This is a genomic window from Desulfobotulus sapovorans DSM 2055 (genome assembly GCF_059569355.1).
Genome location: NZ_JCANVJ010000013.1, coordinates 41,661 through 56,389 on the forward strand (window position 1 = coordinate 41,661; position 14,729 = coordinate 56,389).

The following is a 14,729-nucleotide window of genomic DNA, read 5'->3' on the forward strand; positions in this document are numbered from 1 at the left end:
CCCATGCCCCAGAATATGACAGACTCTCCCTACAGCAGAAAAATATGCCTCAGGCAGTGCCCCAACCGATTCCCCCTTTTCAAGGAGATTTTCCACATTGGATATTCCATGGATCTTCACCATTATCGAATCTGGTTACCACCCTTTTTCAGCTATCGTTCCCATGCTCCAGCGGGGGAACGCCATACCGGGCGCTCCTGCGCCCAAGGCCAGTATCCCCGACAATCCCTTCTCTGGGAAATGTGAATTGACGAAGCGCCGGGACGATTCAATGAAATTTACTACCTTAAGTTTTCAGATACGATTTTTTGTCCTGAGTGCCCTGATGTTTCTGGCAACCGCATGCAGCAGTTCCAACCCATCTGGCCCTCAGCCTGCTATCACCGCCGAAGCGGGCTTTACAGAGATCGAAGCGCTTTCCTACCAGCTTGCCCAGATTCCTTACACTTCATCCAGAGCAAGGATCTTTTATTCCTTCCATCCTGCCGGAGAGGACGCCGAATCGAAACCCCTTTTCGTATTCGTCAACGGGGGGCCGGGGGCCGCCACAACCGACGGCCTGCTTTCTCTGAACACAGCACCCATGACATCGGATTTACTCCAGTATGTGAAAGGTGAAGATAAGCCGGTCTTCGCGAATCCCTACTCCTGGTCCAAGATGGGGAATCTGTTATATGTAGATGCGCCGCTGACCGGATATGCTTACAATTTCCTCCCGGAAGGGGTTTCCACCCCGGAAACGGAATTCACCCTCAAGAACTGCAACCCCTTTATCGATGCAGCCCAGGTTCTGCGGGTGACGCTTCGGTTTCTCGCGAATCACCCGGCAATCCGGAATAACCCGGTTATTCTGGTGGGGGAGAGCTATGGGGGTACCCGTACAACGGTAATGCTCAACATGATGTTATTTTACAAAAATTACAGCCCCGAATCCCAGAAGGATAGTATCTACCGGGACGAGACACTGGTGCAGGAAATTCAGGCCCATCTGGACGCGGTATTTCCGAAAACCACGGGGCAGATCCACGACCCCGAGGAAGTGGCCAGCCAGTTCGGACGGCATATCATGATCGAACCGCAGCTCACCGGAAAATACCAGACCCAGCTGACGGGGATCGCCTTTGAAGAACCGGGATCGGTGATTTACCGTATTGCTGAAGAAACGCAGACCACCTATACCCCCTGCCCGAAAGGGGATTCCACATGCGATCCCGTGGGAAACGCACTGGATTTCGTCCTCTACACCGCCCAAAGGGATATGTACAAATACGATGAAGAGGTGACCTGGTCCTGGGTCATCAATGCGTGGACGGATACGTGGCTCAATTACGTTAGCACAGCCACCTCCATCCTGGAGACGGACATTACCCAGATCACGCCTTTTTATGCGGCAAACCGCACAGGGGCCTACAAATATGGGCCTCGGAAGAAGGAAATTAACTCGTTTCAGAATTGGAGCAATTTTAACAATCTCTCACCAGGTCTTAAGGCATCCATTTCCGCATATGTGCAAAATCGGGAAGAGATTTTACTCAAGACCGAGAGTACGGTGCGTGAGGCGATGCAGCAAGGGGGGGATTATGTTTCTCTGAAAGAGGTGTTCGGAGAATTGGGTTCCTGGGATGAATACTACACGTTTTTGATGAACTTTGAAGTTTATGGCGGATTTTATGGTGTTGACGCTTTAAATTACGATGTGGATCCAGAAAGTCCAAGGTACGGTCGCTTGTTTCTGGAAAACCTGCCGCTGGTTCAGGTCATGATCACGGATGCGCCGTGGGATCTTTCCGTTTATGCCAGTGTGTTGCCCTACTCTTTCAAGAAATATTCCGATATTGTGACCAAGGTTGAAGTGGAAACGCCCTGCCCGGAGTGTGACAAGTCCTTCACGATCTGGTATCGAGCCGATTCCCTGACAGGAACGGCGACACCGGAAAAACGAACCGTTTACTTCCCCTATTACATGGAAGCCGGTCATGCGGTGGCATTGAATATGCCGGAGAAAATCAGGCAGGATGTAGCCCTTTGGATGAAAGACTGACGCTATAGTTCTGAGGAGGGGCTGCGGAGCTTGTCGCCAGCCTCGAATACTATACAAAAAAATTCTGTTTATACTCTGGATATAGAAAAAGCTTGAAATCAACACTATGAATAGGGAGCCAAAACAGTGCCCCAACCCATTCCCCCTTTTTAAGGAGATTTCCCACATTGGATATTCCACGGATCTTCACCATTACCGAAAGTGCCCACCGCATCCATAACCCCTTCACACCCGAAAAGCTCGCCACCCTTGGTGCGGCCCTGCGTCTGGAACCGGGGACCCGGATGCTCGACCTCGGCAGCGGTTCCGGCGAGATGCTGTGTACCTGGGCACGGGATTACGGAGTCATCGGCACCGGCATCGACATGAGCCGCTTATTCACCAGTCAGGCCAGGCAGCGTGCTGAAGAACTCGGTGTCAGCGATAAGGTCACATTTATCCATGATGATGCCGCAGGCTATGTCTCTGCCGAAAAGGTTCATGTGGCAGCCTGTGTCGGTGCAACCTGGATCGGTGGCGGTGTTTCCGGCACAATCGCGCTTTTGAGACGCAGCCTGCACACCGGGGGGATCATCCTCATCGGTGAGCCTTACTGGCGGCAGTTACCGCCGACGGAAGAGCTTGCCAGGGGCTGCCTTGCCAGCGGGATATCCGACTTTCTCATGCTTCCGGGACTCCTCGCGTCTTTCGGGCATCTGGGCTACGATGTGGTTGAAATGGTTCTGGCGGACCAGGACGGATGGGACAGATACGAGGCCGCCAAATGGCTCACCATGCGCAGGTGGCTTGACGCCAGCCCCGAAGACGCGCTGGCTGAAGAGGTTCGCGCCAGACTGACCACGGAACCGGAACGCTATTCCACCTGCACCCGTGAATATCTGGGCTGGGGGGTGTTTGCCCTGATGCCCCGGTGAGCAGGGGGCGGGCGGGCTGCTGTCCCGCCAGGGCCGGAGCTTCCCACTTGCCCCCTCAGCCTGCCCCCACTCCACCAGATCTGCATGACAAGCCCCCTTCCGCCAGCGTCCCGGATGGGGGCTTTCCTGTTCTGCCCGCCATCCTCGGAAACCAGCCTCTCCCCTCCCGGACACCCTTCAGCCCCTGAGAAAAAGCCCTAAAAACCACAAAACACATAAAAAACAACAACTTGACACTGGAATACAGTTTATTGTTGACACTGGAAACATTCCTGCCCTATAGTCCGCCCAATGCAAGAGGAGACCAAGAGGAGGCAGGGATGACAGACCAGACAGCCTATCACCATGGCAACCTGCGGGAAGAGCTTGTGACTGCCGCCCTGGAAATGATCCAGGAAAACGGCGGTGCCTACGGCGTTACCCTGCGCAAGATCGCTTCCCGTGTCGGGGTGAGCCATGCGGCCCCCTACCGTCATTTTCAGGACAAAAAAGATCTGCTGGCCGCAGTGGCCCGGCAGGGCTTCGACCTTCTCATGGACTGGACCCGAAAACGCCTGAGCGAAACGGATGGAGAGCCCCTTTCCCGCTTCGGGGCCTGGGGAATGGCCTATATGGATTTTGCCATCGCCCATCCGGCCCATTTTCGGGTCATGTTTGCGCCTCCGGAAAAGGGCATGACACTGTCTGAAGATCTGAGGCCGGAGTCTTCGCACTACTTCAAAGAGTTTCAGGAACTTGTTTCAGACTGCCATGACAAGGGCGTTCTGGTGGGAGAAGATCCCGCCTCCATCACCCGCGCGGCCTGGTCCATGGTGCATGGATTTTCAACCCTCTTCATCGGCAATCACATGGAAACCACCGGTCTGGATCTTCAGGCCGTAACCCACATGAAACGTTCGATTCTCATGACCTTTTACCGGGGAACCCGTCCCGATGGAGAGGGGCTGTCGTACAAAGCGGCTGCCGGAAAAAAAGAATCGGAAAAGGAAAGCCCATGACCCATCCCATGTATCACAAACTGCAAGAAGTGCTCGACACCCTGCCCAACGGATTCCCCGCAACGGAAAGCGGCGTGGAACTGCGGATCCTCGAATGGATCTTCACGCCGGAAGAGGCGGAACTCTTCTGCGATCTCAGGCTCACCTTTGAGTCTGCGGATCAGATCGCCAAACGCACGGGCCGCCCCTTGGAGGGCCTGGAAAAAATGCTCTTTACCATGTGGGACAAGGGGCAGATTTTCGGCATCGATTACCACGGGTTCCGGATCTTCCGCATGGCTCCCTGGGTTTTCGGGATTTTTGAGTTCCAGAGAAAACGCATGACCCGGGAATTCGCCCAGCTCTGCAAAGACTATGAGGAAACCTACGGACGGCAGTTTTTTGAAACCCAGCCCCCCCTCATGAAAATCGTCCCCATTGAGGAGGAAATCCCCTCAGATCAGATGTCCATGCCCTATGAGCAAGTATCGGCCATCATCGAGGCGGGACAAAGCTTTGCCGTTGCGGACTGTATCTGCAAAAAGGAACACGAACTGCTGGACGCCCCCTGCACCAAACCCGTCGAGGTCTGCCTCTCCATTGCACCGGTTCCGGGTTTTTTCGAAAACCACCCCATGGAGCTGCGCCCCATCGACAAGGAGGAAGCCTACGCCATCCTCAAAAAATCCGAGAAGGCGGGGCTGGTTCACATGACCAACAACTTCGCCAAGGGGCATTACTACATCTGCAACTGTTGCAGCTGCTGCTGCGGTGTGCTGCGCTCCATTACGGAACACGGTATCCGGAATGCCGTCAGCACGAACTTTTTTGCCCTGATCGATGCGGAAAGCTGTATCGACTGCGGGATCTGCCAGAAAAAACGCTGCCCCGTCGCTGCCATCGCCAAAACGGAAAACGCCTATGAAGTGAATCCGGATCTCTGCATCGGCTGCGGACTCTGCGTTTCCACCTGCCCGTCCAGATCCATCACCCTTAAGCGCAGGCCCGAATCCGCCATCGTGGAACCGCCTGAAAACGAAGCGGACTGGTACCGTCAGCGCGCCACCATGCGGGGCGTGGATTACAGCCGGTTCGCCTGAGCCAAAAAAGGGGAGAACCATGCACGAGCTTCCCGTAATGAACCGAATTCTGGCTGTGGCGGAAAAACATGCCCGCATGAACCGGATACAGCGGATTCTCAAAATCGATCTGGAAGTCGGGCGGCTTTCCGATCTCGAAGAAAAGTGGATGCGCCGCTACTTCGATCAGATTTCCAAAGGAAGCATCGCGGAAGGCGCCTTTCTCTCCGTGGAATGGAAGCCCGTTGTGCTGGCCTGCTCGGCCTGCGGCAACACATTTGAAGTAGAGCTTTCTGACGACAGCCCCAATACCTGCCCGGAGTGCCAGAACACCGGCGGCACTCTGGTGAGCGGGCGGGGATATGTGATTAAAAGTATGGAGGGTATATGACAGAAGTACGGCTCATCGAGGTCAAGGAAAACATTCTGGACGACAACGACAAGGTGGCGGCAGATCTGAGGGCACGGCTTACGGCCGAAAGAACCTTTCTCCTGAACCTCATGGCAGGGCCGGGGGCGGGAAAGACCAGCACCGTGATCGCCACGGCCACACGCCTGAAAGACCGGATCAGGATCGGTGTGCTGGAAGCGGACATCGATTCTACGGTGGATGCAGAAAAGGTGCTCGAAGCCGGTATTCCCGCCATTCAGATGAAAACCGGCGGATTCTGCCATCTGGACGCCACCATGGTGGAGGACGGACTCCGCACCCTGGGCGGCAATTATGATCTGGTCATTCTCGAAAATGTGGGCAACCTCGTCTGCCCTGCGGAATTTGATACGGGTGCCCACCTGAACATGATGGTGATCAGTGTCCCCGAAGGAGACGACAAACCCCTCAAGTACCCGCTGATGTTTTCCGTATGCGACATCATTCTGGTGAACAAGACGGACATGCAGGCCTTAACGGATTTCAGTCTGGAACGCTTCACCAGCGCGGTTCGCCGGGTCAACTCCAGGGCCGCCATCTTTCCCGTCTCCTGCCGGACGGGGGAAGGTCTGGATGTCTGGGCAGAGGCCCTTGCGGAAAAAGTTCTGGAATTTCAGCAGAAAACACCTTGAAATCGTTTTTGGATTCCCGTTTTTACATCCATCCTCACCATCAGGGAGAACCCACATGCACATACCCGACGCCATGATCACAGGAGCCATCTGTCCTGTCACCGCTGCTCTGGCAGCAGGCCTTGCAGGAGCCGCCGTCTTCACCGCCGTAAAAGGAAAGGAAGAGGCCAGACCCGTAAGCTTTGCGGCCGTAACCGCCCTTATTTTTGTCTTGCAGATGCTGAACTACCCCGTCAGTGCCGCCACATCCGGCCACCTCATTGGCGGTGTGCTGGCCGCAACGCTGCTGGGTGTCCCCCTGGGGGTTCTCTCCCTGTCCCTCGTCCTCATGGTGCAGGCTATCTTCTTCGGAGACGGCGGGCTCACCGTTCTCGGAGCCAATATTCTGCTCATGTCTGGTACGGGCGCAGGCTTTGGCGGACTTCTGAGGCTTGCTCTCATCCAGAAATCCGAAAATCCCCTTCTCCGGAACCTTGCCACGGCCTTTGCCGCATGGTGCTCCGTTGTTGTCGCCGCCTGCCTCTGTTCCCTGTTTCTGGCCTCAGGTTCCGGGGCCTCCCTTTCCAGCGTTCTGTGGCCCATGCTCAAGGTTCATGCCCTGATCGGTCTGGGCGAAGCCGTCCTCACCCTGACCATGGTGGCCCTGGCAAGGCGGATGCCGAAACTCATCCTTCCCATGGCGGCGGCACTGTTTCTGACTCCCTTTGCCTCAGGCTATCCCGACGGGCTTGAGTTTGTGGCGGAAAACTTCCACCTTCCCGAAGGTATGTCCCTCTTTACCGCCCCCATGCCGGACTATACCCTTCCCTTCCCCCTGCTTCCTGAAGCCCTTTCCGGCATGGCTGCGGGGCTTGCGGGCATCCTCATCTGCCAGATACTGGCCTCAGCCCTGGCCCGATCCATGAAAAGCCTCCCCCGGTTTACGGGCAGAGAAGCTTAACAAGACCCGGTAGACGCCCCCCTGCCGGATGATGAGGGGGACGATCCCCTTGATACATCCCGCCTGCCTCCCCCTGAACCGCGCAGGATCAAGGGGAGGCCCAGAAAAAAAGGAACTTTTCATCCAGCGTTCCCACGCTGGAGCACGGTGGGAATCCGTTTTTTAAAGCGGTAACAGAAGGGGCCAGAGAAAAATTCTCTGGCCCCTTAAAATTCCTGCTTCTGACATCCATCCACTTCCATCAGCTTAAAAAAGGATAGTCCGTATAGCCTCTGGCATCACCGCCATAATAGGTGGCGGGATCCGGCGTGTTCAGGGCGGCCCCTTTTCTGAAACGCTCCACCAGATCAGGGTTTGCGATATAAAGAGAGCCAAAGGCCACCAGATCCGCAGCTCCCGTCCGGATAGCAGCTTCCGCCCTCTCCCGGGTATAGCCGCCGTTCACCATGAAGGTTCCGCCAAAGGCGCTGCGAATCTCTCCATAATCCAGCAGCGCTTTTCCCGTTGCAAAATCCCCTTCCACCGCATGAAGATAGGCAAGACCATAGGGTTTGAGCAGGGTCGCCACCGCCGTAAAGGTCTTCCGGGGATCACTGTCCTGAATGTCGTTGAAGGTATTTTCCGGAGAAATCCTCACCCCCACCCTTCCGGAACCCAGAACACCGGTAACCGCGTCGGTCACTTCACCCAGAAAACGCAGACGCTGGCTGAGCCCTCCGCCATAGGCATCCCCCCGCCTGTTGGTGCCGTCCCGCAGAAACTGGTCGATGAGATAACCGTTGGCCGCATGGATTTCCACCCCGTCAAAACCGGCTTCCAGAGCATGTTCCGCAGCCCTTGCGTAGTCTTCCACAATGCCCTGAATCTCATGGGTTTCCAGAGCCCTTGGGGTTTCAAAGGGTTTGAGACCTTCGTAGGTAAAGGCCTCGCCTGCGGGCCGGATGGCGGAGGCCGCTACGGGCAGAGCCCCTTCGGGCTGAAGGCTGGGATGGGAAATTCTGCCCACATGCCAGAGCTGAAGAAAAATCCTGCCGCCCTTTTCGTGTACGGTTCGGGTGACGTTTTTCCAGCCAAGGATCTGTTCCGGACTGTGGATGCCCGGTGTGGCCGGATACCCCACACCCTGGGGAGAAATCTGGCTGGCCTCTGTGATGATCAGTCCCGCCGTGGCCCGCTGGCCGTAGTACAGGGCCGTGAGATCCGTGGGAACATTGCCAGCCCCTGCCCGGTTCCGTGTCAGGGGAGCCATGACCACGCGGTTGGCCAGTTTCTGGGAGCCTGCTGTAACTTCGGTAAAAAGAAGATCCGTATCCATAAGCCCTGCCTCCTGATTTTTGATGAAGGACATCCAGGCGCATGCGCCAGATTGAAAACTTGTGAGAAGGTAAGGGCAGGAAGGGAAAGACGCAAGGAGGGGGGAACTTTTATGGGGTGCTTTCAGAGATCTGCCTCCTGATAAGCCTCTCGACATCCGGTATCGAATGCTGGCTGAACACCTGAATACCCTGTTCCGTCAACAAGGCGGCGGTAACCCCCATCCCTTTGTTTTTTTTACCCGAAAAACTCCCGTCATAGATGGTGGTGCTTCCGCATGACGGGCTGGATTCTGTGAGTACTGCGAATCTGATATTCAGTTTTTGGCAGAGATCCAAAGCCATATGGGCACCCCATACAAAAAAATCCGTCACCTCGGTGCCATTCCGTTCAATAACAGCGGCCTTTCCACGCAATACGGCCTTACCATCACCGCCAAAAATTTCAGCGGGGTTTCGGGGAATACCCATTCCCGCTTCCACTTCAGGACATACGGGAACCACCCTCCCTTCAGAAATCCACCGGGAGACAATGGGATCTTCAGCCACCCGTGCCTCACCATTGTATCGAACCTTTTCTCCCAGAAGACAGGCACTCATCAGTATTTTATTCACAGCGTCACCTCTGTCGCCAAAAAAGGAGACAGCCTCCCTTGCTTTACTTAACACGCGTAGAAACCAGACGCACCATGCCAGCAATTCCAGGTTCCCGCTGCACAGAAAACCCCCTTGATTCAAGGGCGCTGCAAATCCAGTCCGGCGCAAGGCGCAGCTTCTGATAACTGCTGACACGAAAGTCCCACCCGGAGACATCCCGTTCGTACAGTATGTCATGGACGGTGATATGGGCCTCCGCATATTCGAGAAAACAGGTCAGGATACGGCTGTCATCGCTCCGTACGGGAATGAAACGCTGATCACCGGAAAGCTCCCGGCTGTAGTCACGAAACGTGAGGATGAACTGACCACCCGGCATCAGGGACTCAGCAACATCTGACAAAAGTTGCAGGACGGAATCCGTATCCGGGAGATGGGTTAGGGTATCGCCCATGCACAGAACGATCTGGACTTCAGTGCTTACATACCTCCGGAATTCGCGAACATCATCCCTGATGGTCTGGATGGGAAGGCTGTCCCTATGCTGGCGCAGTTCTTCAAGCAAGCCGGAGCAGGTGTCGATGGCAACAACGGAAAACCCACGACGGGCCAGGGGAATGCTGTGCATCCCGAATCCTGCTCCAAGGTCAACTGCTAGGCTTTTGTTCAGAAACAGCGGATCAAAGGAGGCTATCTCGGAAGCCCCTCGGTTCACAGCCGATTCGACACCTCCAGCCATCCATGTGTAAATTGATCCAAGATGATTTGCATAATGTTCACTGACCGATACCATACAACCTCCCTTCAGGAAAATCCCCCACGGAACAGACCAATCCGGCATAGCATCCTGTCGCGGATGCAATCAGCGCGGCCGCCTGAAGTCAAGAATTTTTTGTTCTGGGGCAGTGGATCAAACCGTCACTTTATGCTTGACAGTGCAAGTTTAGCTGCTATACACCTATGCCATGAATGATCGAACACTGCGTACACACAATCTGATCAACCTCTTCTTACAAGTGGTCGAAGGCATCAACCGCAACGAGCGCAAAGCGCGGGTTTACGGCGGCAGCCCTCCGCTCCATCCTTCGGAAATCCACATGATCATGCGGATCGGACAGAATCCCGGCATCCACCCTGCATCCCTCGCGTCCCTGGCAGCCGTTACCCGGGGAGCCGTTTCCCAGGTACTGGCGAAGCTTGAAGCCAAAGACCTGATCACCAAAACCGCTGACCTCTCCGATGGCGGAAGGTATCAGATCTGGCTTACACCTGCGGGAAAATCGGCTTTTGAAGGGCACGAACAGCACCACGCAGCAATCGATACGCCGCTCATCCAGCGCATGGCAGAGATGAGCGACTCCGAATTCCAGGTGATTGAGGACTTTTTCCTCATGCTGAAGGAAATGACGGAGCGTAATCGCTAAATTTTAATGTAATACAGGAATTTATATTTTTTTGCCCTTACTGTTTAGCCACTAAACTCTCCACAGGAGGATTCCATGCCCCATATCTGCTCCCACAAACACGCCATTCACCTGGAAAATCCGCTCCGACGCCTGCTGCACCAGCCGGAGCGTATCTATGCGCCATGGCTCCGGCCCGGAATGCGGGTTCTGGATATCGGCTGCGGTGGGGGATTCGCCGCCATCCCCATGGCACGCATCACCGGTCAGAACGGTGTTGTCGTTGCGACCGACCTTCAGCCGGAAATGCTCCAAAGAATGTTTTCCCGCGCCACAGCAGAAGCGGTGGCGGACTTCATCCATCCCCATCTCTGCCAGGCGAACCGTATTGGCGCTGAAGGCAGCTACAATTTCATCAATGCCTTCTGGATGCTGCATGAAGTGCCGGACATTCATGCCCATCTGGAAGAAATCCGCAGTCTCATCAGACCGGACGGCCACTTTTTTCTTTCCGAACCCTGCTTCCACGTAAGTGCAAAGGCTTTCGCTAAGGAGCACGAGGCGGTTCTTGCAGAAGGGTTCAGGGAAGTCGCCCGCCCCAGAATCCTGATGGGCCGGACACGGGTTTATGCCCCAGATTAAAGATATCCCTACAACAGGGAGTGCCTACCTGTACCTGAACGACAAAAAGGCTTCCGCGAAGCCTTTTTGTCATCCGTTTTTTCAATCCTTGCCAATGTTCTTCAGTATCTCCGGGCAAGATGAAAGTACTCAGCCCCATGCGCCCCGTCCCTCATCCGGCAAGGGCCAGACTTCCCCCTTTAAGCTTCCATCCGCCGGAACGCTGCTGCTCCCTCCAGAGATCCGCATACAGCCCGCCCGCATCCAGCAGATCCCCGTGCCTGCCCTCTTCCACGATACGGCCTTCGTTCAGCACATAAATCCTGTCCGCCCGGGCGATGGTCTTCAGACGATGGGCAATGACAATGAGGGTTTTGGAACGCACCAGCTCGGAAATGGCCTGCTGGATACAGAGCTCGTTTTCAGGGTCAAGGGAGGCCGTGGCCTCGTCCAGCAGCACGATGGGCGCATCCTTGAGCAGGGCCCTGGCGATGGAAATCCGCTGCCTTTCCCCACCGGAAAGCCGCGCTCCGCCCTCGCCCGCCAGAGTGTCATAGCCCTCTTCCAGCGCCATGATAAAATCGTGGCACCGGGCTTTGCGGGCCGCATCCCTCACCTCTTCGTCCGTGGCCGAACGTCTGCCCACACGGATATTGTTCATGAGGGTGTCCTGAAAAAGGTAGACATCCTGAAATACCACACTGAGAAGGCCATGGAGTTTTTCCACGGGGATGTCCCGGATATCCGCACCGCCAATGGTGATCCTGCCTCCGCCCACATCCCAGAACCGGGCAATGAGGCTTGTGAGCGTGGTCTTGCCGCCACCCGATGGTCCCACCAGCGCCGTCACCTCTCCGGCCCCGAACCGGGCGCTCACCCCGTGCAGCACCCTTCTTTCCCCGTAGGAAAAATCAACCTTCTCAAACACGATGTCCCTGCCTTCGGGGAAAAGGGGTTTTTCCGGCTCCTGAAGGGGCGGGGTGTCCATGACTTCCGTAATTCTCCGGGCGGCAATGTTCATGTAGCGCATTTCCGAGAGAAAAAGGCCGAAATTAATCCAGGGTTCAAAGAATTTGTACCCGATGACAAGGAAGATGAGAAACACGGATAACCCCAACTCCCCGGCACCATAGAGAAAGGCCCCCAGGACCAGAAGCCCCACAAAGCCTGCCTCCAGAATCAGGCAATACACCATCACCGGCCCGCCGCCCGCGGCTTCCAGCCGGATGCTGTCTTTGCGGAACCGCTGCATCATGGCATCCAGCCGCAGAAAATTCTTTCCCGTCTGGTTGAAGGCCATGAGAACCCGGATGCCCTGAAGATACTCCAGCATGCGGGATGCCACGGCATTGCGGGTCTGCATATGCCGCTTTCCGAAATATCCGATGATTTTCTGCGCGGCCATGAGCGCCGGAAGGGCCAGTAGCACAAAGACCAGCATGAAAAGGGTCATGCGTCCGTCCACAAACCCAAGGAAGGAGGCCATGAAAAGGGGCAGCACCACACAGGCGATGGCATCCATGAAAAAATGACTGAACAGGGTTTCCACCTTGGTCATGTCCTGCAGCATGAGGGAGGAAATGTCGCCGGGATCCCGTTTTTTAAAAAATCCCAGAGACAACCCGCGCAGATGATCCGCAAGGCGAAGCCTCGCCTCCGTGGCCAGACCGTAGGCCGTGACATAGGCCCGCAGATGCACATGGATGGCAAGAAACACATTGATGAGCATCACCCAAGCGATGATGAACACCAGCCAGAAAAGATACATCCCACGGATTTCCTCCTCCGGCCGCAGCAGTTCATGGAGTATAAGGATAAGCATCCCGAAGGGAAAACCTTTGAGTATAAAATGCAGGACATTCAGCAGCACCGTTGCGCCAAGATTTCTGAAACTGCCCGCAATCACCCGAACGGAACCGAACATGACACCACCTCCCTAAGCATGCAGCGCCCAGCCCTGGGCCTGAATATGGGCCTGCCACATGGAATGATACAGGCTCTTTTTTTCCAGAAGCTCTCCATGGAGGCCCGCTTCCGCAAGTCTGCCCTCCCGGATCACAAAAATCCTGTCCGCATCCGTGATGGAAGAAAGCCTGTGAGCAATGACAATCACGGTCTTTCCCTTCATAATTTCGGAAAAGGCCCCCTGAATTTTCGCTTCATTCTGGGCGTCCGCGTAGGCCGTGGCCTCATCCAGCACAAGGACGGGCGCATTTTTGAGAAACACGCGGGCAAGGGAAATCCGCTGCCTTTCCCCGCCGCTGAGGTGCACCTCGCCCCCTTCTCCGATGCGGGTCTCAAAGCCCTTGGGCAGACGCTCAATGAACTCCATGCACTGGGCCGCCCTTGCTGCCCTTTCAATATCCGCCTCACTGACTCCTTCCATGCCCATGCGGATATTTTCATAAATGGTGTCGCTGAACATGAACACCTCCTGAAAAACAAAGCCCACATGACGCATCAGAGCTTCCCTTGGCATTTCCCGGATATCCACCCCGCCCAGAAGAATTCTGCCGGAATCCACATCCCACATGCGGAGCAAGAGCTGGCCGATGGTGGTTTTTCCCGCTCCGCTGGGCCCCACAAGGGCATAAACCCCACCCGCTTCCAGACTCAGGGAAAGATCTTGCAGCACAGGACGGCGCCCATAGGCAAAGGTGACATTCTCAAAACGGATCGCCGCACTGCGGGGAAAAAGGGGATTTTGCGGTTCAGGGATTTCCGGCTGGAGAAGAATGGCATCCATGCGGTTCATCCCTTCCAGAATGTGACCCATCTGGGCCCCCAGCATGGCCAGCCGGAAAAGGGGGGTCATGCAGCCCGGCCCCATCATGAGAAAAAGAAAGAAGACGGAAAGGGAAAGTCTGCCTTCAAGGTGCAGCCACAGGCCAGCGGGGAGAATGAAAAAAAGAGACGAGGAAGTGATAACCACAAAAGCCGCCCATGGCGGGGCCTGAATACGGGTGATCCTGCGGATAAAATCCGTATAAGCCAGCGTGGCCTCCCGCAGACGGGCAAAGGAATGGGCGGACTGATTGAAGATTTTCACCACGGGCATGGCCCGCACATATTCCACGATGGTGCTGTTCATGGTTTCCAGCGCATCATGGTACTCCCTGCGCCACACAGCCGCCTGATCGCCGCCAAAGGCCCTGCGCTGCATGGCAAAGGCAATGGGCAAAGGCATGAGGGAGACCAGGGCCATGCGCCAGTCCACGGTGAAAAGAAAGCCAAGGGTCAGGACAGGAAGGGCCACGGCAGCCACCATGTCCGGAATGTGGTGGGCGATAAAGACCTCGATTTCCTCCACATCCTCAAAAAGAATCTTTTTGATTTTTCCCGTCTCGCCCCCTGTGAAGCAGCCCATGGGCAGACGGCCCAGATGGCGGGTCAGGGTGGCTCTCAAATCATAGAGAATGCCGAAGGCGGCCACATGGGAAAACATGATGGCCACAAAAAGAAAGAAATACCGCAGAAAAACGGCGCCAAGGGCAAACAGCCCGAGGCCAAGCACATAAGGTGCGGCACGGCTGCTTCCTTCCTCCAGAAGCCGCACCATCACAAGATAAATCAAGGCATAGGGCGCAAGGGCCAGAATGGAACTCAGTACGGCAAAAAAACCTGAAACCATGAGAAGCCCCCTGCGGGCCCCTGCGATTTGCATGAGACGGGAAAAACCCGTGGGTCGGACATTTTCCATATGTTTTTTTCCTTGAGAGCTGGTCTCAGACACCATCCGGCCAGCCCCGGATCTCCCGCCGTCTTCCTTTTCCGAAGAAAAC

14 protein-coding genes are annotated in these 14,729 nt (G+C 55.7%); 9 read left to right on the forward strand and 5 right to left on the reverse strand.

The features are described from left to right. Positions 1-271: 271 nt before the first annotated feature. From BR04_RS10340 to BR04_RS10370, 7 genes are all read left to right on the forward strand, one after another. Complete coding sequence (locus BR04_RS10340; RefSeq protein ID WP_496355932.1) at positions 272-2,041, forward strand: S10 family serine carboxypeptidase-like protein; 1,770 nt, start codon at positions 272-274, stop codon at positions 2,039-2,041. Positions 2,042-2,208: 167 nt separating this feature from the next. Next, positions 2,209-2,955, forward strand: a complete 747-nt coding sequence (locus BR04_RS10345) for an SAM-dependent methyltransferase (protein WP_496355933.1) — start codon at positions 2,209-2,211, stop codon at positions 2,953-2,955. Between the two features lie 320 nt (positions 2,956-3,275). Then, positions 3,276-3,953 carry a TetR/AcrR family transcriptional regulator gene (locus tag BR04_RS10350; RefSeq protein ID WP_496355934.1) on the forward strand — a complete coding sequence of 226 codons (678 nt, stop codon included), beginning with the start codon at positions 3,276-3,278 and terminating at the stop codon, positions 3,951-3,953. After that, positions 3,950-5,032, forward strand: coding sequence for a 4Fe-4S binding protein (locus tag BR04_RS10355; RefSeq protein WP_496355935.1), 1,083 nt, complete (start codon positions 3,950-3,952; stop codon positions 5,030-5,032). Before BR04_RS10350 ends, BR04_RS10355 begins: the two co-directional genes overlap by 4 nt. A gap of 19 nt (positions 5,033-5,051) precedes the next feature. Then, entirely contained in the window at positions 5,052-5,402 is a 351-nt protein-coding gene (locus BR04_RS10360; protein ID WP_496355936.1) for a hydrogenase maturation nickel metallochaperone HypA/HybF, read from the forward strand. Further along, positions 5,399-6,073: a hydrogenase nickel incorporation protein HypB gene (gene hypB / locus BR04_RS10365; protein ID WP_496355937.1), complete on the forward strand. Its 675-nt coding sequence runs from the start codon at positions 5,399-5,401 to the stop codon at positions 6,071-6,073. Before BR04_RS10360 ends, hypB begins: the two co-directional genes overlap by 4 nt. Positions 6,074-6,128: 55 nt before the next feature. Next, positions 6,129-7,013, forward strand: coding sequence for an energy-coupling factor ABC transporter permease (locus tag BR04_RS10370; RefSeq protein WP_496355938.1), 885 nt, complete (start codon positions 6,129-6,131; stop codon positions 7,011-7,013). A gap of 241 nt (positions 7,014-7,254) precedes the next feature. Here the strand turns inward: BR04_RS10370 and BR04_RS10375 are convergent, their stop codons facing one another. From BR04_RS10375 to BR04_RS10385, 3 genes are all read right to left on the reverse strand, one after another. Next, positions 7,255-8,328, reverse strand: a complete 1,074-nt coding sequence (locus BR04_RS10375; protein ID WP_496355939.1) for an alkene reductase — start codon at positions 8,326-8,328, stop codon at positions 7,255-7,257. 109 nt (positions 8,329-8,437) lie between these two features. After that, positions 8,438-8,941 carry a 2-thiouracil desulfurase family protein gene (locus BR04_RS10380; protein WP_496355940.1) on the reverse strand — a complete coding sequence of 168 codons (504 nt, stop codon included), beginning with the start codon at positions 8,939-8,941 and terminating at the stop codon, positions 8,438-8,440. 43 nt (positions 8,942-8,984) lie between these two features. Beyond that, positions 8,985-9,764 carry a class I SAM-dependent methyltransferase gene (locus BR04_RS10385; RefSeq protein ID WP_496355941.1) on the reverse strand — a complete coding sequence of 260 codons (780 nt, stop codon included), beginning with the start codon at positions 9,762-9,764 and terminating at the stop codon, positions 8,985-8,987. Between the two features lie 124 nt (positions 9,765-9,888). Here BR04_RS10385 and BR04_RS10390 point away from each other — a divergent pair, with 124 nt between their 5' ends. Then, entirely contained in the window at positions 9,889-10,347 is a 459-nt protein-coding gene (locus tag BR04_RS10390; RefSeq protein ID WP_496355942.1) for a MarR family winged helix-turn-helix transcriptional regulator, read from the forward strand. 75 nt (positions 10,348-10,422) lie between these two features. Next, positions 10,423-10,968, forward strand: a complete 546-nt coding sequence (locus BR04_RS10395) for a class I SAM-dependent methyltransferase (protein WP_496355943.1) — start codon at positions 10,423-10,425, stop codon at positions 10,966-10,968. Positions 10,969-11,119: 151 nt separating this feature from the next. Here the strand turns inward: BR04_RS10395 and BR04_RS10400 are convergent, their stop codons facing one another. Both BR04_RS10400 and BR04_RS10405 read right to left on the reverse strand, forming a co-directional pair. Continuing rightward, positions 11,120-12,871 (reverse strand): ABC transporter ATP-binding protein, encoded by a 1,752-nt coding sequence (locus BR04_RS10400; protein ID WP_496355944.1) that lies wholly within the window; start codon positions 12,869-12,871, stop codon positions 11,120-11,122. A 12-nt stretch (positions 12,872-12,883) separates the two neighbouring features. Further along, a complete protein-coding gene (locus BR04_RS10405) occupies positions 12,884-14,647 on the reverse strand; it encodes an ABC transporter ATP-binding protein (protein WP_496355945.1) in 1,764 nt (587 codons plus the stop codon). Positions 14,648-14,729: the final 82 nt, after the last annotated feature.

Coding starts and splice junctions, on each gene's coding strand:
- hypB (WP_496355937.1), top strand. CDS start 5,399: ATGACAGAAGTACGGCTCATCGAGGTCAAGGAAAACATTCTGGACGAC.
- BR04_RS10405 (WP_496355945.1), bottom strand. CDS start 14,647: ATGGAAAATGTCCGACCCACGGGTTTTTCCCGTCTCATGCAAATCGCA.
- BR04_RS10340 (WP_496355932.1), top strand. CDS start 272: ATGAAATTTACTACCTTAAGTTTTCAGATACGATTTTTTGTCCTGAGT.
- BR04_RS10370 (WP_496355938.1), top strand. CDS start 6,129: ATGCACATACCCGACGCCATGATCACAGGAGCCATCTGTCCTGTCACC.
- BR04_RS10355 (WP_496355935.1), top strand. CDS start 3,950: ATGACCCATCCCATGTATCACAAACTGCAAGAAGTGCTCGACACCCTG.
- BR04_RS10360 (WP_496355936.1), top strand. CDS start 5,052: ATGCACGAGCTTCCCGTAATGAACCGAATTCTGGCTGTGGCGGAAAAA.
- BR04_RS10375 (WP_496355939.1), bottom strand. CDS start 8,328: ATGGATACGGATCTTCTTTTTACCGAAGTTACAGCAGGCTCCCAGAAA.
- BR04_RS10395 (WP_496355943.1), top strand. CDS start 10,423: ATGCCCCATATCTGCTCCCACAAACACGCCATTCACCTGGAAAATCCG.
- BR04_RS10390 (WP_496355942.1), top strand. CDS start 9,889: ATGAATGATCGAACACTGCGTACACACAATCTGATCAACCTCTTCTTA.
- BR04_RS10350 (WP_496355934.1), top strand. CDS start 3,276: ATGACAGACCAGACAGCCTATCACCATGGCAACCTGCGGGAAGAGCTT.
- BR04_RS10385 (WP_496355941.1), bottom strand. CDS start 9,764: ATGCCGGATTGGTCTGTTCCGTGGGGGATTTTCCTGAAGGGAGGTTGT.
- BR04_RS10400 (WP_496355944.1), bottom strand. CDS start 12,871: ATGTTCGGTTCCGTTCGGGTGATTGCGGGCAGTTTCAGAAATCTTGGC.